Annotated in this window: 14 protein-coding genes, 1 tRNA gene, 3 pseudogenes and 1 CRISPR repeat array (1 of these 19 running past the window's edge); of the genes and pseudogenes, 11 read left to right on the top strand and 7 right to left on the bottom strand. The window is 33.7% G+C overall.

What is annotated here, in order from left to right; all coding sequences use genetic code 11:
- Window positions 1–20 precede the first annotated feature (20 nt).
- On the top strand, window positions 21–494 hold the full coding sequence (gene bcp / locus THEWI_RS07565; RefSeq protein ID WP_041589331.1) for a thioredoxin-dependent thiol peroxidase: 474 nt from the start codon (window positions 21–23) through the stop codon (window positions 492–494).
- A gap of 70 nt (window positions 495–564) precedes the next feature.
- Here the strand turns inward: bcp and THEWI_RS07560 are convergent.
- A pseudogene (locus THEWI_RS07560) lies at window positions 565–906 on the bottom strand (group II intron maturase-specific domain-containing protein); the annotation flags it as partial.
- Window positions 907–1,043: 137 nt separating this feature from the next.
- On the opposite strand from THEWI_RS07560, the gene THEWI_RS07555 reads away from it, so the two are divergent.
- The 3 genes from THEWI_RS07555 to THEWI_RS07545 all read left to right on the top strand — a co-directional run bounded on the left by THEWI_RS07555 (window position 1,044) and on the right by THEWI_RS07545 (window position 3,893).
- Entirely contained in the window at window positions 1,044–1,625 is a 582-nt protein-coding gene (locus tag THEWI_RS07555) for a DUF6431 domain-containing protein (protein WP_014062373.1), read from the top strand.
- A gap of 136 nt (window positions 1,626–1,761) precedes the next feature.
- Window positions 1,762–3,075: a DDE-type integrase/transposase/recombinase gene (locus THEWI_RS07550; RefSeq protein WP_014062546.1), complete on the top strand. Its 1,314-nt coding sequence runs from the start codon at window positions 1,762–1,764 to the stop codon at window positions 3,073–3,075.
- A 17-nt stretch (window positions 3,076–3,092) separates the two neighbouring features.
- Window positions 3,093–3,893, top strand: coding sequence for an ExeA family protein (locus THEWI_RS07545; RefSeq protein WP_014062504.1), 801 nt, complete (start codon window positions 3,093–3,095; stop codon window positions 3,891–3,893).
- Window positions 3,894–4,105: 212 nt separating this feature from the next.
- On the opposite strand, the pseudogene ltrA reads toward THEWI_RS07545, so the two are convergent.
- Window positions 4,106–5,182, bottom strand: a pseudogene (gene ltrA / locus THEWI_RS07540) (group II intron reverse transcriptase/maturase); the annotation flags it as partial.
- Between the two features lie 457 nt (window positions 5,183–5,639).
- Window positions 5,640–6,821, bottom strand: a complete 1,182-nt coding sequence (locus tag THEWI_RS07535) for a trans-sulfuration enzyme family protein (RefSeq protein WP_014062992.1) — start codon at window positions 6,819–6,821, stop codon at window positions 5,640–5,642.
- Window positions 6,822–7,041: 220 nt separating this feature from the next.
- Between THEWI_RS07535 and THEWI_RS07530 the strand changes: the two genes are divergently transcribed.
- Both THEWI_RS07530 and THEWI_RS07525 read left to right on the top strand, forming a co-directional pair.
- Window positions 7,042–7,353 (top strand): DUF5665 domain-containing protein, encoded by a 312-nt coding sequence (locus THEWI_RS07530; protein ID WP_014062991.1) that lies wholly within the window; start codon window positions 7,042–7,044, stop codon window positions 7,351–7,353.
- A gap of 15 nt (window positions 7,354–7,368) precedes the next feature.
- Entirely contained in the window at window positions 7,369–7,989 is a 621-nt protein-coding gene (locus THEWI_RS07525) for a TraR/DksA C4-type zinc finger protein (protein ID WP_041589216.1), read from the top strand.
- 23 nt (window positions 7,990–8,012) lie between these two features.
- Here THEWI_RS07525 and THEWI_RS07520 read toward each other — a convergent pair whose 3' ends face one another.
- Window positions 8,013–8,429 (bottom strand): secondary thiamine-phosphate synthase enzyme YjbQ, encoded by a 417-nt coding sequence (locus THEWI_RS07520; RefSeq protein WP_003869608.1) that lies wholly within the window; start codon window positions 8,427–8,429, stop codon window positions 8,013–8,015.
- 180 nt (window positions 8,430–8,609) lie between these two features.
- Between THEWI_RS07520 and THEWI_RS07515 the strand changes: the two are divergent.
- Window positions 8,610–8,792 (top strand): annotated as a pseudogene (locus THEWI_RS07515) (PspC domain-containing protein); the annotation flags it as partial.
- Between the two features lie 134 nt (window positions 8,793–8,926).
- Here the strand turns inward: THEWI_RS07515 and THEWI_RS07510 are convergent.
- A tRNA-Trp gene (locus THEWI_RS07510) sits at window positions 8,927–9,002 on the bottom strand.
- A gap of 172 nt (window positions 9,003–9,174) precedes the next feature.
- Between THEWI_RS07510 and THEWI_RS07505 the strand changes: the two genes are divergently transcribed.
- Entirely contained in the window at window positions 9,175–10,446 is a 1,272-nt protein-coding gene (locus tag THEWI_RS07505) for a stalk domain-containing protein (protein WP_014062989.1), read from the top strand.
- 43 nt (window positions 10,447–10,489) lie between these two features.
- Here the strand turns inward: THEWI_RS07505 and THEWI_RS07500 are convergent, their stop codons facing one another.
- Together THEWI_RS07500 and THEWI_RS07495 are read right to left on the bottom strand one after the other, a co-directional pair.
- Window positions 10,490–11,449 (bottom strand): sigma factor regulator N-terminal domain-containing protein, encoded by a 960-nt coding sequence (locus tag THEWI_RS07500; protein ID WP_014062988.1) that lies wholly within the window; start codon window positions 11,447–11,449, stop codon window positions 10,490–10,492.
- Complete coding sequence (locus tag THEWI_RS07495; protein ID WP_014062987.1) at window positions 11,450–11,914, bottom strand: RNA polymerase sigma factor; 465 nt, start codon at window positions 11,912–11,914, stop codon at window positions 11,450–11,452.
- Between the two features lie 260 nt (window positions 11,915–12,174).
- On the opposite strand from THEWI_RS07495, the gene THEWI_RS07490 reads away from it, so the two are divergent.
- From THEWI_RS07490 to mscL, 3 genes are all read left to right on the top strand, one after another.
- Window positions 12,175–12,795, top strand: a complete 621-nt coding sequence (locus THEWI_RS07490; RefSeq protein ID WP_014062986.1) for a nitroreductase family protein — start codon at window positions 12,175–12,177, stop codon at window positions 12,793–12,795.
- A complete protein-coding gene (locus tag THEWI_RS07485; protein ID WP_014062985.1) occupies window positions 12,795–13,550 on the top strand; it encodes a sulfite exporter TauE/SafE family protein in 756 nt (251 codons plus the stop codon). The genes THEWI_RS07490 and THEWI_RS07485 overlap by 1 nt, the downstream gene beginning before the upstream one ends.
- A gap of 137 nt (window positions 13,551–13,687) precedes the next feature.
- Entirely contained in the window at window positions 13,688–14,056 is a 369-nt protein-coding gene (gene mscL / locus THEWI_RS07480; RefSeq protein ID WP_003869602.1) for a large conductance mechanosensitive channel protein MscL, read from the top strand.
- A 197-nt stretch (window positions 14,057–14,253) separates the two neighbouring features.
- Window positions 14,254–14,387: a CRISPR direct-repeat array (repeat unit 30 nt; unit sequence GTTTTTAGCCTACCTATAAGGAATTGAAAG) (it continues 2,542 nt past the right edge of the window).

Here is a 14,387-nt window from a genome sequence, read left to right as displayed (position 1 = left end):
TTTTAGAAAGTAGGGATAGCATGGTAGAGCTAAGTAAAAAGGCTCCTGACTTTACTTTAAATACCCATGATGGAAAACAAGTTTCCCTTTCAGATTTTTTAGGTAAAAAGGTTGTTTTATACTTTTATCCAAAAGATAACACTCCAGGTTGTACAAAAGAAGCTGTTTCTTTTAGAGATAACATAAAGTCAATAGAAGAGAAAAATGCTGTCGTAATAGGTATAAGTTTAGATGATGAAACTTCTCATAAGAAGTTTATTGAAAAATTCAATCTTCCTTTTATTCTTCTAAGTGACAAAGATGCGAAAGTGTCTACAGAATATGGGGTATACAAAGAGAAAAACATGTATGGCAAAAAGAAAATGGGAATAGAAAGGTCAACTTTTATCATTGACTCTGAAGGAATTGTGAGAAAAATATTTAGAAGGGTAAAAGTAGATGGACACGTTGAAGAGGTATTAGAAGCGCTAGATGAAATATCGAGTAGGAGCTGAATAATTACTTTATTCAGCGTCCTCTCACACCACCGTACGTACCGTTCGGTATACGGCGGTTCATTAGGAACTAATGCACAGTTAGATATCTTTTTGTTAAACTCTTGTATCCAATGCTTTCAAAGTATTTGTTTGTAAGAGTTGCGTTCAGGGTTGGGCTGTTGGAAATTCTCCAATAGCCTTTCCTTGTATTGGCGTATTCCCAGGCTTTTTGATCTTCTACTCCTAGTTTTACTAAGTTATCATGCTTCGTTTTTATCTTCTTCCATTGTTTCCATATACATGCCCTTAGTCTTCGCCTTATCCATTCGTCAAGGGTTTTCATTATGCTTTTTGCGTCTGCTAATCCAAAATAGTTGACCCATCCTGTTGTTATTTGATTTAGTCTATTTATTCTGTTTTCCATTGTCATTTCTCAAATTAATTCAGCCCAAAACCGATAAAATTTTTCAGATTAAATAATCTTGTGATAAAATTAATGCTAAAGGAATGTGAAAAAAATTCATCACATTCTTTTAGCATTAATTTTTTAATTGGAGATGTTGTTTTATGCAAATAATTTTTCATGTTGATAACATTGAAGAATATTTGCAAAGAAGTAAAGATTACAATTTTCCTGACCCACCAGACAGATGCCCTCATTCTGACTGCAAGTGCAGAGTAAAACTAAAAAAGCACGGTTTTTACTACCGTTACTATTTAGATGGACCTAACTGTGTAAAAATAGCCATAAGAAGGTATATATGCCCTGTGTGCAAAAGGACTCTTTCCTACCTCCCTGATTTCTGTATTCCTCATTTTCAGTATTCTTTCAATATGATTGTAAAGTCTTTAAAAGAGACACTTACAAGAGAAAAAACTCTCAGTTCTTTCATAAATGACTTAAAAAGAAACTTCCCTACCATACTATTTTCAAGACAGCATATATATTTTTACACCAAAAGGATAATGAATAATTTAAGTTTTATCATATATGGATTAAGGCAAATAGACCCTTACATAAAGTTATTCGAGGTTAGTTCTCAAAGAGAGAGGGCCAGAGAGATTTTGGACATAATAAACATTGTACCACTCTTTTCCCAACGGTTTTATGCCCATTGCCAAAAATCATTTCTGGCCCCTCTCACATAATTTTAGCATTAAACATGAAAGATTTAAATAAAAATTTTGATTTTTTCTTAGCAACATAGCTTTTTCCTTTAATGTCCCCCAGATATGAGCTAAAATTACGATTAAGAAATCAAAAAAGTGAAGGGGGAACATATAAATGCTTGATGAAAAAGCGAGAGAAGCTATAGCATTAAAGAGATTTTCACTGATAAGTCCGGTGTTAAACGGACAGGTAAAAAATCAGAAAGAATATTTTGATGCTCTTTCCGATAAACCTATTGAGATACCTTATCTTGGAATGAGAAGATATACTCCTAAGACACTTAGAGGGTGGCTGTATCAGTATTTAAGAGGTGGTATAGAAGCGTTAAAGCCGGGTTATCGAAGTGACAGAGGCAAATACAGAAAGATAGACTTTGAACTTTCAGAGAGAATAAAGCAAAAGAAGCTTGAACATCCTGAAATGCCCAACAAACTTCTTTATGAGACATTGATAGGAGAAGGAATAATATCACCGGATAAAGTATCCCTTTCGACATTCTATAGGTTTTTGAAAAACATTCCTGTAAAATCTCTAGATAAAGAAAAAGAGGGTAAAACAAAGAGGTTTTCCCATGAATACATCAATGAACTGTGGCAAACTGATGTCATGTATGGGCCATATATTAAAGAAGGTAAAACAAAAAGACAAACGTACCTTATTGCATATATAGATGATGCTTCAAGGCTTTGTACCTATGCTCGCTTTTACTATACCCAGAATTTTTTAGCTTTAAGAGACTCATTTAAAGAGGCGGTGCTAAGAAGGGGGATACCCAAAATGCTTTACACTGACAACGGAAAGATATATAGAAGCACTCAATTGGAATATATCTGTGCTTCACTAGGCACATCTCTTATTCACGCTGAGCCTTTTTCACCTCATTCAAAAGGAAAAATAGAAAGATTCTTTCATACGGTGAGAATGAGATTCTTAAGCACAATAGATCCTACCTCCGTAAAGAGTATAGATGAACTCAACATGATGTTTTTTAAATGGCTGGAGGAAGATTACAACAGAAAAGAACACAGCAGTATTGGCATGAGTCCTTTAGATTTTTTCATGTCACAAATATCAAGAATAAATATGTGTAACATAGATATGTTGAATGAATGTTTTCTCATAAGAGTAAATCGTAAGGTAAATAAGGATGCTACACTTAAAGTGGAAAATATACTTTATGAAACAGAAGAAAAGTTTAAAAATATGCACTTAGAAGTCAGATATGACCCTGAGTGGCTTAAGGATAATACACCGCTTCTACTTTATTATGAGGGCAAAAAAGTGGGGGAAGCGTATAAAGTGAACTTTCATGAGAATGCTAAAATTCCTGCTGCGTATATAAAAGGCAAAAATGACGTAAACGAAAATGAAGAAATAAGTGATTTTACCAAGCATAAAGTAATCTCTTTTAACGATATCATTGATTGAAAGAGAGGTGCCTTAAAGTGTTTACCCAATATTTTGGAATGAAATTTAATCCATTTTCTAAAGAGATAAGTGTAAACGACCTTTACATAAGTGAAGACATTGCTGAATTAAATGCCAGGTTAAAATATTTACAAGAAACAAGGGGTATAGGACTTATCGTTGGGGAGGCCGGTTCAGGTAAATCTACTGCATTAAGAAGATATGCTGAAAGCCTCAACCGTTCTACATTTAAACCATGTTATTTCGCTTTATCTACACTTACAGTGAGAGAATTCTATCAAGCATTGGCTATGATTTTAGGCGAAACACCCTCATACAAAAAAGTAACGCTCTTTTACCAGATACAAAGAGCGATAACAGAACTTTACTATAGCCAGAAAATAACTCCTGTCATAATATTAGATGAAATACAACTGGTTTCTAATGATGTTCTTGAAGATTTGAGAATAATATTTAACTTTAATATGGATTCTCAAAACCCGTATATATTGATACTTTCAGGACAACCACACATAAGAAACAAACTAGCTCTCAATGTAAACAGTGCACTAAGGCAAAGAATTTCTATAAAGTATGTGATGCAAGGGCTAAAAAAAGAAGAAATTCAAGATTATATAAAAACAAGAATGAAAATAGCCGGAATGATGGATGATATATTTACACCATCAGCATATGAAGCAATATATTCCCTAACAAAAGGGCTCCCAAGGATAATAAATAACCTGGTAACAGCTTCTTTACTCTATGCGTATTCTAAAAGGCTAAGAGAAATAGACGAAGAAGTAATATACCAGGCACAAAATGAAATCAGTTTATGAGAGTAGCACTTTTTGTGTTACTCTCAATTTTATTATATATTAATTAAATAAAATTTCAATAACAGATATTAACATATTTTGGCGGTAATGCTCTTGGAAAGTGAAAAAAATTTTTAATCAGGCTGTAATAATTTGAGAAAAAATACTTTTATGCACTTAAAAAATGCCATTATAATTTGAAAATCTTTGGAGATTTAATTTGAGAATTGACATTCCATGCTTATTCCCTTGTTCCGATTGGTTATTTCTCTTACTTTTTCCTTAAACCTTTTGATGGATTTTTCATGGATTCTTATCCTCACTTCATTTTCTTTTGTATAGAATGAAAATCCAAGAAATTTTCTTCTCCAGGGTCTATCTACAGCACTTTTTGCTTCGTTGACTTTTAGTTTTAATTTGCTTTCTATGAATTTCTTTATGCTCTTCATTACTCTGTTTCCTGCAGACCTGCTTCTTACATATATGTTGCAGTCGTCTGCATATCGACAAAATTTATGCCCACGTTTTTCAAGTTCTTTGTCTAATTCGTCCAACATGATATTTGCTAATAACGGACTTAGTGGCCCTCCTTGCGGCGTTCCTTCTTCTGTTGATACTTTGATTCCGTTTATCATTACTCCTGATTCTAAGTATCTTCGTATTAACTTTAGTACTCTTTTGTCTCCTATCCGCTTTTCTAGTTTGGACATTATTATGTCGTGGTTTACTCTGTCAAAGAACTTTTCTAAGTCCATATCTACAACCCATGCGTATCCTTCATTTATATATGCTTCTGCGGCTTTTATTGCGTCTTTTGCACTGCGTCCTGGTCTGAATCCATAACTGCTATCGGAAAATGTATGGTTGTAGACTCTATTTAGTATTTGGGCTATTGCTTGTTGTATTAGCCTATCTAGTGCTGTAGGTATTCCTAGTAGTCTTACTCCTCCATCTGGTTTGGGAATTTCTACTCTTCGCACTGGCTGTGGTTTATACTTCCCTTCCAGCAATTGTTGCTTTATGGTTGGCCATTTCTCTTTGAGATACGGTAGAAGTTCATCTACTTCCATCCCATCGACTCCATGGCTCCCTTTATTTGCAACGACTCGCTTGTATGCTAATCTCATGTTCTCTCGTTCTACTATCATCTCAATCATATTGCTGGTATATCTTTGTACATCGTTTCTTCTATCTTCTGACGCCGGTGATATACTATGCACTTCCGTTGTCTTTTGAAATTCCATTTCTCCCTCCAACGGATAGCCTCTTTGTTGAGTTGTCTGCAGTCTTCGCATATCTCTCGAGTTCATAAGATTTCCAAAACCTCCTAATGTTCGGTCCTTCCTTATCTATTCATGACTAGATAAGTACTATGACCTCTGCTGACTTCTCAAGGTCCAGCCATACATCACTGTATGGGTTGTCATTTCAGAGTTCACTCCCATGACTTATCCTTGAGACCTCCCCGGGTAAAAACGATAACTTTCATCTCACATATCTGCCAGATATACTGGATGGGATTCGGGTAGTGTTGGACTTCGTTTTGTTACGCAAACTCATCCATCCCAATTCAGCCTCTTATCTGGTTCTTGTTCATCAGACCGAGATTTTGCCTTAAGCTTCCTTCAGATTCCACCTCACGATGGACACCCTTGCTTCTGGCTAGTGGTTCCCACTACCAAGCCCACAGCGGACTTTCACCGCCTAGTTATCGCCCATGCCGGGCGCACATAAAAGAAGTTTAGGGAAAGCCCTAAACTTCTTTTATTATACTTTGTCAAGAGCTTGTTTGAAGTCATTTATAATATCTTCTATTTCCTCTATTCCAACAGAAACTCTTATAAGTCCTTCTGAAATTCCTAATGAGTTTAATTCTTCCTTGCTGAGAGACCTATGGGAAGTGGATTTTGGATGAGTTATCATGGTTTGTACTCCTGCCAGTGAAGGAGCAAATTTAACAAGTTTAAGCCCTTGCATAAACTTATCTACTTCAGGTTCTCCACCTTCTATTTCAAAACTTAACATACCTCCAAACTCATCTTTAAACAACTTCTTTGAAACGCTGTAGTCAGGATGAGAAGGAAGTCCGGGATAATACACTTTTTTGACTTTTGGATGGCTTTCTAAGAATTTAGCCAGTTCCATTGCGTTTTTACAGTGTTCTCTCATTCTTAAGAATAGAGTTTTTGCTCCTCTTAAAGTCAGCCATGCGTCAAAGGGGCTCATTGAACCGCCAAAGTTTTGCGTAATTCTTTTTGTACGAGAGATAAATTCTTTATTGCCTGCTATAAGTCCGGCGATGACATCGCTGTGGCCGTTAATGTATTTTGTTGCACTGTGTATTACAGCGTAAGCTCCTAATTCAATTGGTTTTATCAAATAAGGGGTTGTAAAGGTATTGTCAACAATCAATTTTATATTGTGTTTTTTTGCGATATTTGCAACTTCTACTATGTCAAAAACTCTTATGAGAGGATTTGTCATGATTTCCATGTATATTACTTTAGTATTTAGCTTTATAGCTTTTTCAACAGCTTCTAAATCGGAGAAATCCACTAAAGTTACATCAATATTAAGTCTTTTAAATTCTGCCTTGAAAAGGCTGTTTGTACCACCGTATATATCTTTTGCCGCGATTATGTGGTCTCCTGCATTCACTTCTGCCAATAAAGCTGAAGAAATTGCCGCCATTCCTGACGAACAAGATTGTCCTGCTTCTGCCCCTTCTAAATTGGCAATTAACTCTTCTACAGCAGTTTGATTAGGATTTCCAAGTCTCGTGTACATATACCTTGAAGGGTTTCCATCGAGATAGTCATAAACTTCCTCTAATGTATCAAATGTAAAAACGGAAGTTTGATAGATAGGAAGAGTTTTTGGCATTGGAGGGATTTCTTTATCTACTTGATTTCCTATATGTACTACTTTTGTTTTAAAACTTAAATCCATTTTATCAACTCCCACAATTTGTGCTTTAAATTAATGATAATATGTAAAAAATTAAAAGTCAATAACACTTCACTTGAAGTACATTTTGAGGTAAACTATTATTAAATGCAAGATTAATTGCATATTTTTTCTAATGAATAAATAAACCTTTATAAAGGCTTTATTTTACAGTAATAAAGAAAACGATACTGGAAAAATTAAATGTGAGGAGGAAAAAGTCTTGAATAAAGACGAATATAAAAACAATAATAATATTATGTTAACTGCAATAAAAAAGCAGTTGGACCAAATGTCAGAGATGATGGAGAAGATGAAAATTGCTGATTACGTCGAGCTTATGCAAAGCCCGTATAGGCTTTTGTGGCTAAACTTTATAGGCGGGGTAGCAAGAGGTTTTGGAATAGCGGTAGGTTTTACAATACTTGGCGCGATAGTTCTTTATATTCTTCAAAAATTGGTGGTGTTGAATTTACCTTTAATTGGCAGTATCATAGCTGACATAGTTAAGATTGTAAATCAAAAGCTATATTAGATAGGAGTTGGTATGATGGATAGTGAAAAGCTGGAACACTTTAGACAATTACTATTAAAAGAAAAGGAAAGGGTCTTAAGTACTATAAATCAAATGAATTACAATGATGGCATTGGCGGAATTGCACAGAGAGAGTATTATCAAGAACTTTCTCTTTTGGATAATCATCCGGCAGATTTTGGCTCTGAAGTTTATGAAGTAGAGAAAAATTATGCTCTTAAAGATAACGAAAAACATATTTTAAGGCAAGTAGAAGATGCTTTTAAAAGAATGGAAATGGGTACTTACGGCATATGCACTCACTGCCATAAGCCAATTGAAGAAGAACGTTTAGAAGCCCTTCCTTATACTGCTCTTTGTGCAGAGTGTGCTAAAAATAATGACTTAGAACTTAATGATTTAAAAAATTCAAGACCTAATGAAGAAAGAATGATAAAATACCCCTTTGGATGGGGGTATAAGGATTTAAAAGGTGAAATTCAATTTGATGCTGAGGATTCTTATCAAGAAGTTGCACGGTTTAATAAAACAAAAAGTGGCTTGGATAATTATGACGATGACTATGACGATGAAAATGCTGGCTATGTAGAAGAAACTGATAAAATAAGTAATGAGGATTATAAGAAGACATTATAAATCTCCGGGAAACTGGAGATTTATCATTCACCTATAATTTTCACCAACACTCTCTTTTTTCTTTTTCCATCAAATTCACCGTAAAAGATTTGTTCCCATGGACCAAAATCTAATTTTCCATCTGTTATTGCTACTACTACTTCTCTTCCCATTATTGTGCGCTTTAAATGAGCATCTGCATTGTCTTCATATGTGTTGTGATAATATTGGTCATAGGGCTTTTCGGGGGCTAATTTTTCTAAAAAATTTTCAAAATCTTTATGTAAGCCTGGTTCATCGTCATTTATAAAAACACTTGAGGTAATGTGCATTGCATTACATAAAAGAAGCCCTTCCTTGATTCCGCTTTCCCTAACGCATTCCTCTATAAGAGGTGTAATGTTTATAAATTCTCTTCTCTTTTTTGTTTCAAACCACAACTCTTTTCTATAGCTTTTCACGATGATACCTCCCAAATTGGTTATTTTTAATTATATTTTATCACAAATAAATTGTTTGCAAGAGTAATAATACTCTGGTATATTAATTTTAAGAGGAAGAGGTGTTGTAAAAAGGCCACAAAAAATTGGTATTTGAAGGTCATATTAGAGAAGAAAATAAAAAATTAAGGAGTGTGTATAATGTCAAAAAAACTTTATCGCTCAAGAACACAAAGAATGATAGGAGGCGTATGTGGAGGAATAGCAGAGTATTTTAATGTAGACCCAACAATTATAAGACTCATTTGGGCATTTCTAATAATATTTTGGGGAACTGGACTTTTAGCTTATTTAATTGCATGGATAATTATACCAGAAGAACCGTAAAATTAACGTTAAGATAAGTTTATTAGTTTTAAATTTCTGAATGGTAGCGATTTAGGAATAATAAAACCCCTCCCAACAACTTCGGATTTTTTGAGAGGGTTCGTTTGCTGGAAACATTAACTTTTCAATAATGGCAGGGGAGACAGGAATCGAACCCGCAGCCCACGGTTTTGGAGACCGTTGCTCTACCAATTGAGCTACTCCCCTGCGCGCTTTTTATTATAACATACGAAACAAACCCTCGTCAATAATTTATATCCTTTTTTGTTGAATTATTCATAAAAAAGTTTTCTGAGATTTAGTATAATTATTAAAGAGATAGAGAAATATTGTTGTATAGTTTAATATTAGTCTCTAGAAAGTTCAGAGGTGATATATAATGCTTAAAAAGATATCTTTAATACTATTAGTTTTTGTAGCCTTTTCTATATTAATTCCTATTTCAGCACAAGCGGCAAATATAACAATTACAATTAATGGCCAAAATGTAGTTTTTGAACAAAAGCCTGTTATAAAAAACGACACAACTTTAGTCCCTATGCGGGCATTTTTTGAAGCATTAGGTGCTAAGGTAAACTGGGAAGAGAAAACTAAAACGGTTACAGCCTTTCGCGGCGAAACGACTGTACAACTTATAATTGGCCACAAAATTGCAAAAGTTAATGGAAAAAGTTATGAGCTTATTGTAGCACCACAAATTATAAACGGTTATACCTATGTGCCTTTAAGATTTGTTGGTGAAACCCTTGGAGATGAAGTAATATACGATAATGGGCACATAATAATCAATTCTTCCAACCAAAGAACAAGGGTAAGTTCAATAACTGCACCAAAAAACACAGTTAGCGAAACTAATACTTTTTCATCTTCTAATATAACCAGTGAAAAAGATTTGTATCTTTTAATTAAAAATGCTCTTGAAAACAATGAAGATGAGATAACTTTTACCCTTAGCAATTCTTTCTACAATTCTGTAAGAAGTAGTGGTACAGTTAATGATATATTAAACAGTATATCGGATATTGTAGATCTGATATTGGCACATCATCCTGAAATTGGCTATGCTAATAAGTGGACTATTTCTGCAAATAGTTTTAACAATGTCATAAGTAAAGTAAGTATAAAATTTGAATATATATATCCTAAAGATAAATTGGAAAAAATGAAAGATGAAGTATATATTAAAGCTAAAGAAATTATTAGCCAAATAATAAAACCGGATATGTCTGATATAGATAAAGTCAAAGCAATTCACGACTACATTGTAAAGAATACTAAATATGATTATGAAAATTTAATAAATAACACTATACCACCAGAATCTTATACTGCTTATGGAGTTTTGATAAAAGGAGTAGGGGTGTGCCAAGGATATGCTGCAGCTTTTAATTTACTTGCTCAATTAGCTGGGATTGATAGCATTGGAGTAGCTGGTACAGGTTTTAATTATAGTGGGTCTATGCCTCATGCTTGGAATATGATAAGAATTGACGGCAAAATCAGTTACGTAGATGTTACATGGGATGACCCTGTTCCAGACCAAGGGGATAATGTAAGATATGATTATTTCAATGTAACAGAGGAGCAGTTAGCAAAAGACCATAGCTGGGATAAAGAAAAATTTTTGGAAAAATATTTTGATTATAAGTAGTATATTACCTCTTTATGTAGGTGAAAAAATGTTAGTAAGAAATTTAATATGGTTCTGTTACTATTCCTAAAACTGCTCCTGTGATAATTGAATTAGAAGATAGTTCTTGCAAAGATTCGGGGTGTCCCACTACGACGACGCCGTAGTATTTTATCCCGTTTTCCTTTAAGAAATTCACTGTCCTTTTTAGATTAGTTGAAGAATAACTTTGTACATTACTAAGTCGTTCCAGTTCTTTTAAAAATTCTTTTTCGCCATTAAGGCTATTAACATATGGGTTTCCAACCAATCTTTCTGCAAGATAGCTTCTTTGCTTATAATCTTTTTCTTCATAAACTAAAACGGCACCCCACATTAGCTTTAAATCCTCAGGTATAATAGTTTTAATTTCGCTGAGGGTTAAAGGCCTGTCAAAAGATAAAGCCATTTCAACGAGATTATCGTTAGGTATATTTTTTAGTACATCAAACTCTCTTATAACTTTATCGTATTTTACTGCGGGATTGTAAAATTTTAATTTTGGCACGGCATAAGGAGCAAGGTATTCTTTTGTACCTTCTGGTATGGCTGTGGAGATTTTGGAATAAGGGATTATATGGTCAGTTTCGATAACACAAAAAGATTTGTCTCCTTTAAATTGCTCTCCTCCCCAGATATCAAAATCAACTGTGACTATTCCGGCAGGATAAGGCTTATTTCCTATTAACCTTAAAAGATAATATTCTTTTTGCCGCCCGAATAGCCTGACATTATAACTTTCTCCTGAAATTGCGAAGGTATTAGGTTCTGTAAATTTAATAATATCCGGATAAAAGCTATCTATGCGGTTTTCTTGATTCTGCAGCATCATTTCGGGAACTATGAAGGTTAATACAAAAGCACCTATGGCGATAATTAAAGAAATTATTATTATGCGAAGTATGCTTTTAAAACGAGCTTTGCGCAAAAAAGCTTTTTCGTCAAAAGGTATATCGCCTATTGGCTTATTTAAATCTGATCCCATTTAACTTTTCTCCTCCTCTTTTAAATATTCTTTTAATTTTTTTCTTAGTCTCCATACCATTGTCTTTACTGTATTGGAATTGGTTTTTAAGTAAGAGGAAATTTCTTCATTTGACATTTCTAATATGAATTTAAGGTAAAAGAGCTTTTGCTCATTGGGAGTAAGCCTATTAACTGCTTTTTTTATTACTTCTTTATTTTCAATCTGTTGAAACTCTGAAAAGGTACTTTGAGGAAAGACATCTATAATAGAAACTGTCACATCTTTTTTAGTTTTGCGCAAAAAATCAGTGTATTTGTTTCGTGCTGCTGTCAGCACATAAGCTTTTAATTTTCCCTCTTGAATGCCGTCTAAATGCAAGTATGTGGAAAGCAGAGCTTCTTGAGCTATGTCTTCAGCATCAGCCTGTGGTACACCCAATTTAAGTAAATAATAGAATGCAGCTTTGTACAAATCCTGCCACATTAACCCCTCCTCCTTATAGCTTTTCATTAATAAAGACGTTTTGGGGATGAAAAAGTAAACAAATTAAAAATATGCAAAAATTCGTTGTTATTTCGATTATAACTCAAAAGAGTTTGTTCTAAATCTTTTTTCAAAAAGGCAGGAAGGATTTCATACTTTTGTGGAGAATATAAATCTACTATCGGCATTTTTTAAAAACTGGCATACCATTTTTAGGTTAGTTTTGTAATTCTGGATTAAAAAAAGGAGAGTGTATAAGTATGAAAGAATGCCAGAAACTTATAACAGAGAGAAGGTCTATCACATTTTTTGACACGACAAAAGAAATATCCAATGACCTTATAAAAGAAGTCCTTGAGGTAGCTGCTACAGCGCCTTCAGCTAATAATCTTCAGCCTTGGGAGGTCATAGTTGTAAAGTACAAAGAAAAAAAGAAAATTCTCAAAGAAATCTGTTTTAACCAACAAAAAGTGGAAGATGCATCGGCTGTAATTGTCTTAATAGCAAATCCAAAAACAGCTTTTGAACATATAGACAGAGTTTTAGACAGTTCTGTAGAACTGGGGTATATGCCAAAAGAAAGGAGAGAATCAGCAAAAGAAAGGGTCCTTGAAGTGTGGAAAGACATGGAGCAAGCTAAAAGAAAGTCCATAAGAGATACTGCACTTTTTGCAATGAATATAATGATAGTTGCAAGAGTTTATGGCCTTGAGACCCATCCTATGGATGGTTTTAGTGAAGAAAAGATGAAGGAGTTTTTAGGGATAGATGTAGAAAAAATGGTACCTATGATAATAGCGATAGGTTACAAAGACCCAGAGAAAGATTTACTACCAAGAGCCTATAGATTTAAATTTGACGAATTTGGAGAGATAATCTAATGAGTAATTACGTAATAATTTTAGTGGCTTCTATTTTAGCAGGAGCTACTAATGCTATAGCAGGAGGTGGCACTTTAATAACCTTTCCTGCCCTTGTATGGGTTGGTGTAAATCCTCTATCTGCCAATATAACAAATACAGTTGCTCTGTGGACTGGTTCTGTCACAGGTGCATGGGGCTTTAAAGAAAGACTCGTTAAGACAAAGCATCTTTTGAAGATTTTAATATTTCCCTCGTTATTTGGAGGTATTTTAGGAGCATATCTTCTTATGATAACTCCTTACAAGGTTTTTAATTTTGTCGTACCTTTTTTGGTTTTATTTGCGACCATAATTTTAGCATTAAATGACAGAATAAATAAATTTAATCTAAAGGAAGGAGAAGATATAAAGAAAAAATCACTAGTATTTGTTTTTATACTTCAATTTCTTACTTCTCTTTATGGAGGATATTTTGCAGCAGGTATTGGCATTTTAATGCTTGCCACTTTAGGCATAGCAGGTATTACTGATATACACACAGCAAATGGTATAAAAAACCTTCTTTCACTTTTTATAAATGTCACTTCCGGTTTAGTTTTACTCTTTAGTGGAAAAGTAGTATGGCCTTTTGCTTTTATTCTGATGATAGGATTTGCTTTAGGAGGATATTGGGGAGCAAAAGTATCACAAAGGTTTGACAATAAGAAAGTAAAGAATTTTGTAGTTTTATGGGGAATTGCATTGGCAATAGCGTTTTGGGTTAGAGGAGTGTAGGAAAGTAGATAGTTATTGAACTGAAGGGAGATAACTTTGTGGTGTATTATTTTGCCAATTTTTTGACTTAACAACTAACATTTTAGTGATAAAATATAAAGTGTGGACAATCAATCACTTGTTGAAAGGAGAAAAATATGTTAAAAGGGTTTAAAGAATTCATTATGCGTGGAAATGTTTTGGATTTAGCAGTAGCTGTAATAATAGGTGCAGCTTTTAACAAAGTAGTAAATTCATTAGTTGTGGATGTTTTAACTCCACTGATTGGAGCAATATTTGGAGCTCCTGATTTTTCTGCCCTTAAATTAGGACCAATAGCCATAGGTAATTTCCTTAATGCTGTTGTTAACTTTATTATCGTATCTGCAGCCATATATTTTTTCATAGTAGCTCCTATGAATGCTATTAGACAGCGAAAAGCAAAAGAAAAAGAACAAACACCACCTGAACCATCAGAGGAAGTAAAACTTTTAAGAGAAATATTAGAGGTATTAAAGGAAAAGTAAGGTAAGAATATTGATTAATATAAATTTGTCGTCGACCTAAGATAATGCAAAAAATGTTGAGGATCGACGACAAATTATTTTTTCAATTTTAGAAAATAGTTGATTTTGTCAAACAATATGGTATAATAAAGTTAAAATACTTGACAGATAAGATGAAAAAAGAAAAATTTGTTCTTTATTATATTTGATTATAATGGGTTTTTAGCCTACCTATAAGGAATTGAAAGAAGGGAGGGTTAAAATGGCAAGGTATAAGATTGTGGGTTTTTAGCCTACCTATAAGGAATTGAAAGACTTTTTATAAATGCTTTTGTATAATTCTAATTCTCGT

Source organism: Thermoanaerobacter wiegelii Rt8.B1, from assembly GCF_000147695.2.
GTDB lineage: Bacteria > Bacillota > Thermoanaerobacteria > Thermoanaerobacterales > Thermoanaerobacteraceae > Thermoanaerobacter > Thermoanaerobacter ethanolicus.
The sequence above is the reverse complement of the archived record's forward strand: the minus strand, read 5'-3'. Positions and strand labels throughout refer to the sequence as shown.

Coding starts and splice junctions, on each gene's coding strand:
- THEWI_RS07490 (WP_014062986.1), top strand. CDS start 12,175: ATGAAAGAATGCCAGAAACTTATAACAGAGAGAAGGTCTATCACATTT.
- THEWI_RS07550 (WP_014062546.1), top strand. CDS start 1,762: ATGCTTGATGAAAAAGCGAGAGAAGCTATAGCATTAAAGAGATTTTCA.
- THEWI_RS07555 (WP_014062373.1), top strand. CDS start 1,044: ATGCAAATAATTTTTCATGTTGATAACATTGAAGAATATTTGCAAAGA.
- bcp (WP_041589331.1), top strand. CDS start 21: ATGGTAGAGCTAAGTAAAAAGGCTCCTGACTTTACTTTAAATACCCAT.
- THEWI_RS07500 (WP_014062988.1), bottom strand. CDS start 11,449: ATGGGATCAGATTTAAATAAGCCAATAGGCGATATACCTTTTGACGAA.
- THEWI_RS07505 (WP_014062989.1), top strand. CDS start 9,175: ATGCTTAAAAAGATATCTTTAATACTATTAGTTTTTGTAGCCTTTTCT.
- THEWI_RS07495 (WP_014062987.1), bottom strand. CDS start 11,914: ATGTGGCAGGATTTGTACAAAGCTGCATTCTATTATTTACTTAAATTG.
- THEWI_RS07485 (WP_014062985.1), top strand. CDS start 12,795: ATGAGTAATTACGTAATAATTTTAGTGGCTTCTATTTTAGCAGGAGCT.
- mscL (WP_003869602.1), top strand. CDS start 13,688: ATGTTAAAAGGGTTTAAAGAATTCATTATGCGTGGAAATGTTTTGGAT.
- THEWI_RS07525 (WP_041589216.1), top strand. CDS start 7,369: ATGGATAGTGAAAAGCTGGAACACTTTAGACAATTACTATTAAAAGAA.
- THEWI_RS07535 (WP_014062992.1), bottom strand. CDS start 6,821: ATGGATTTAAGTTTTAAAACAAAAGTAGTACATATAGGAAATCAAGTA.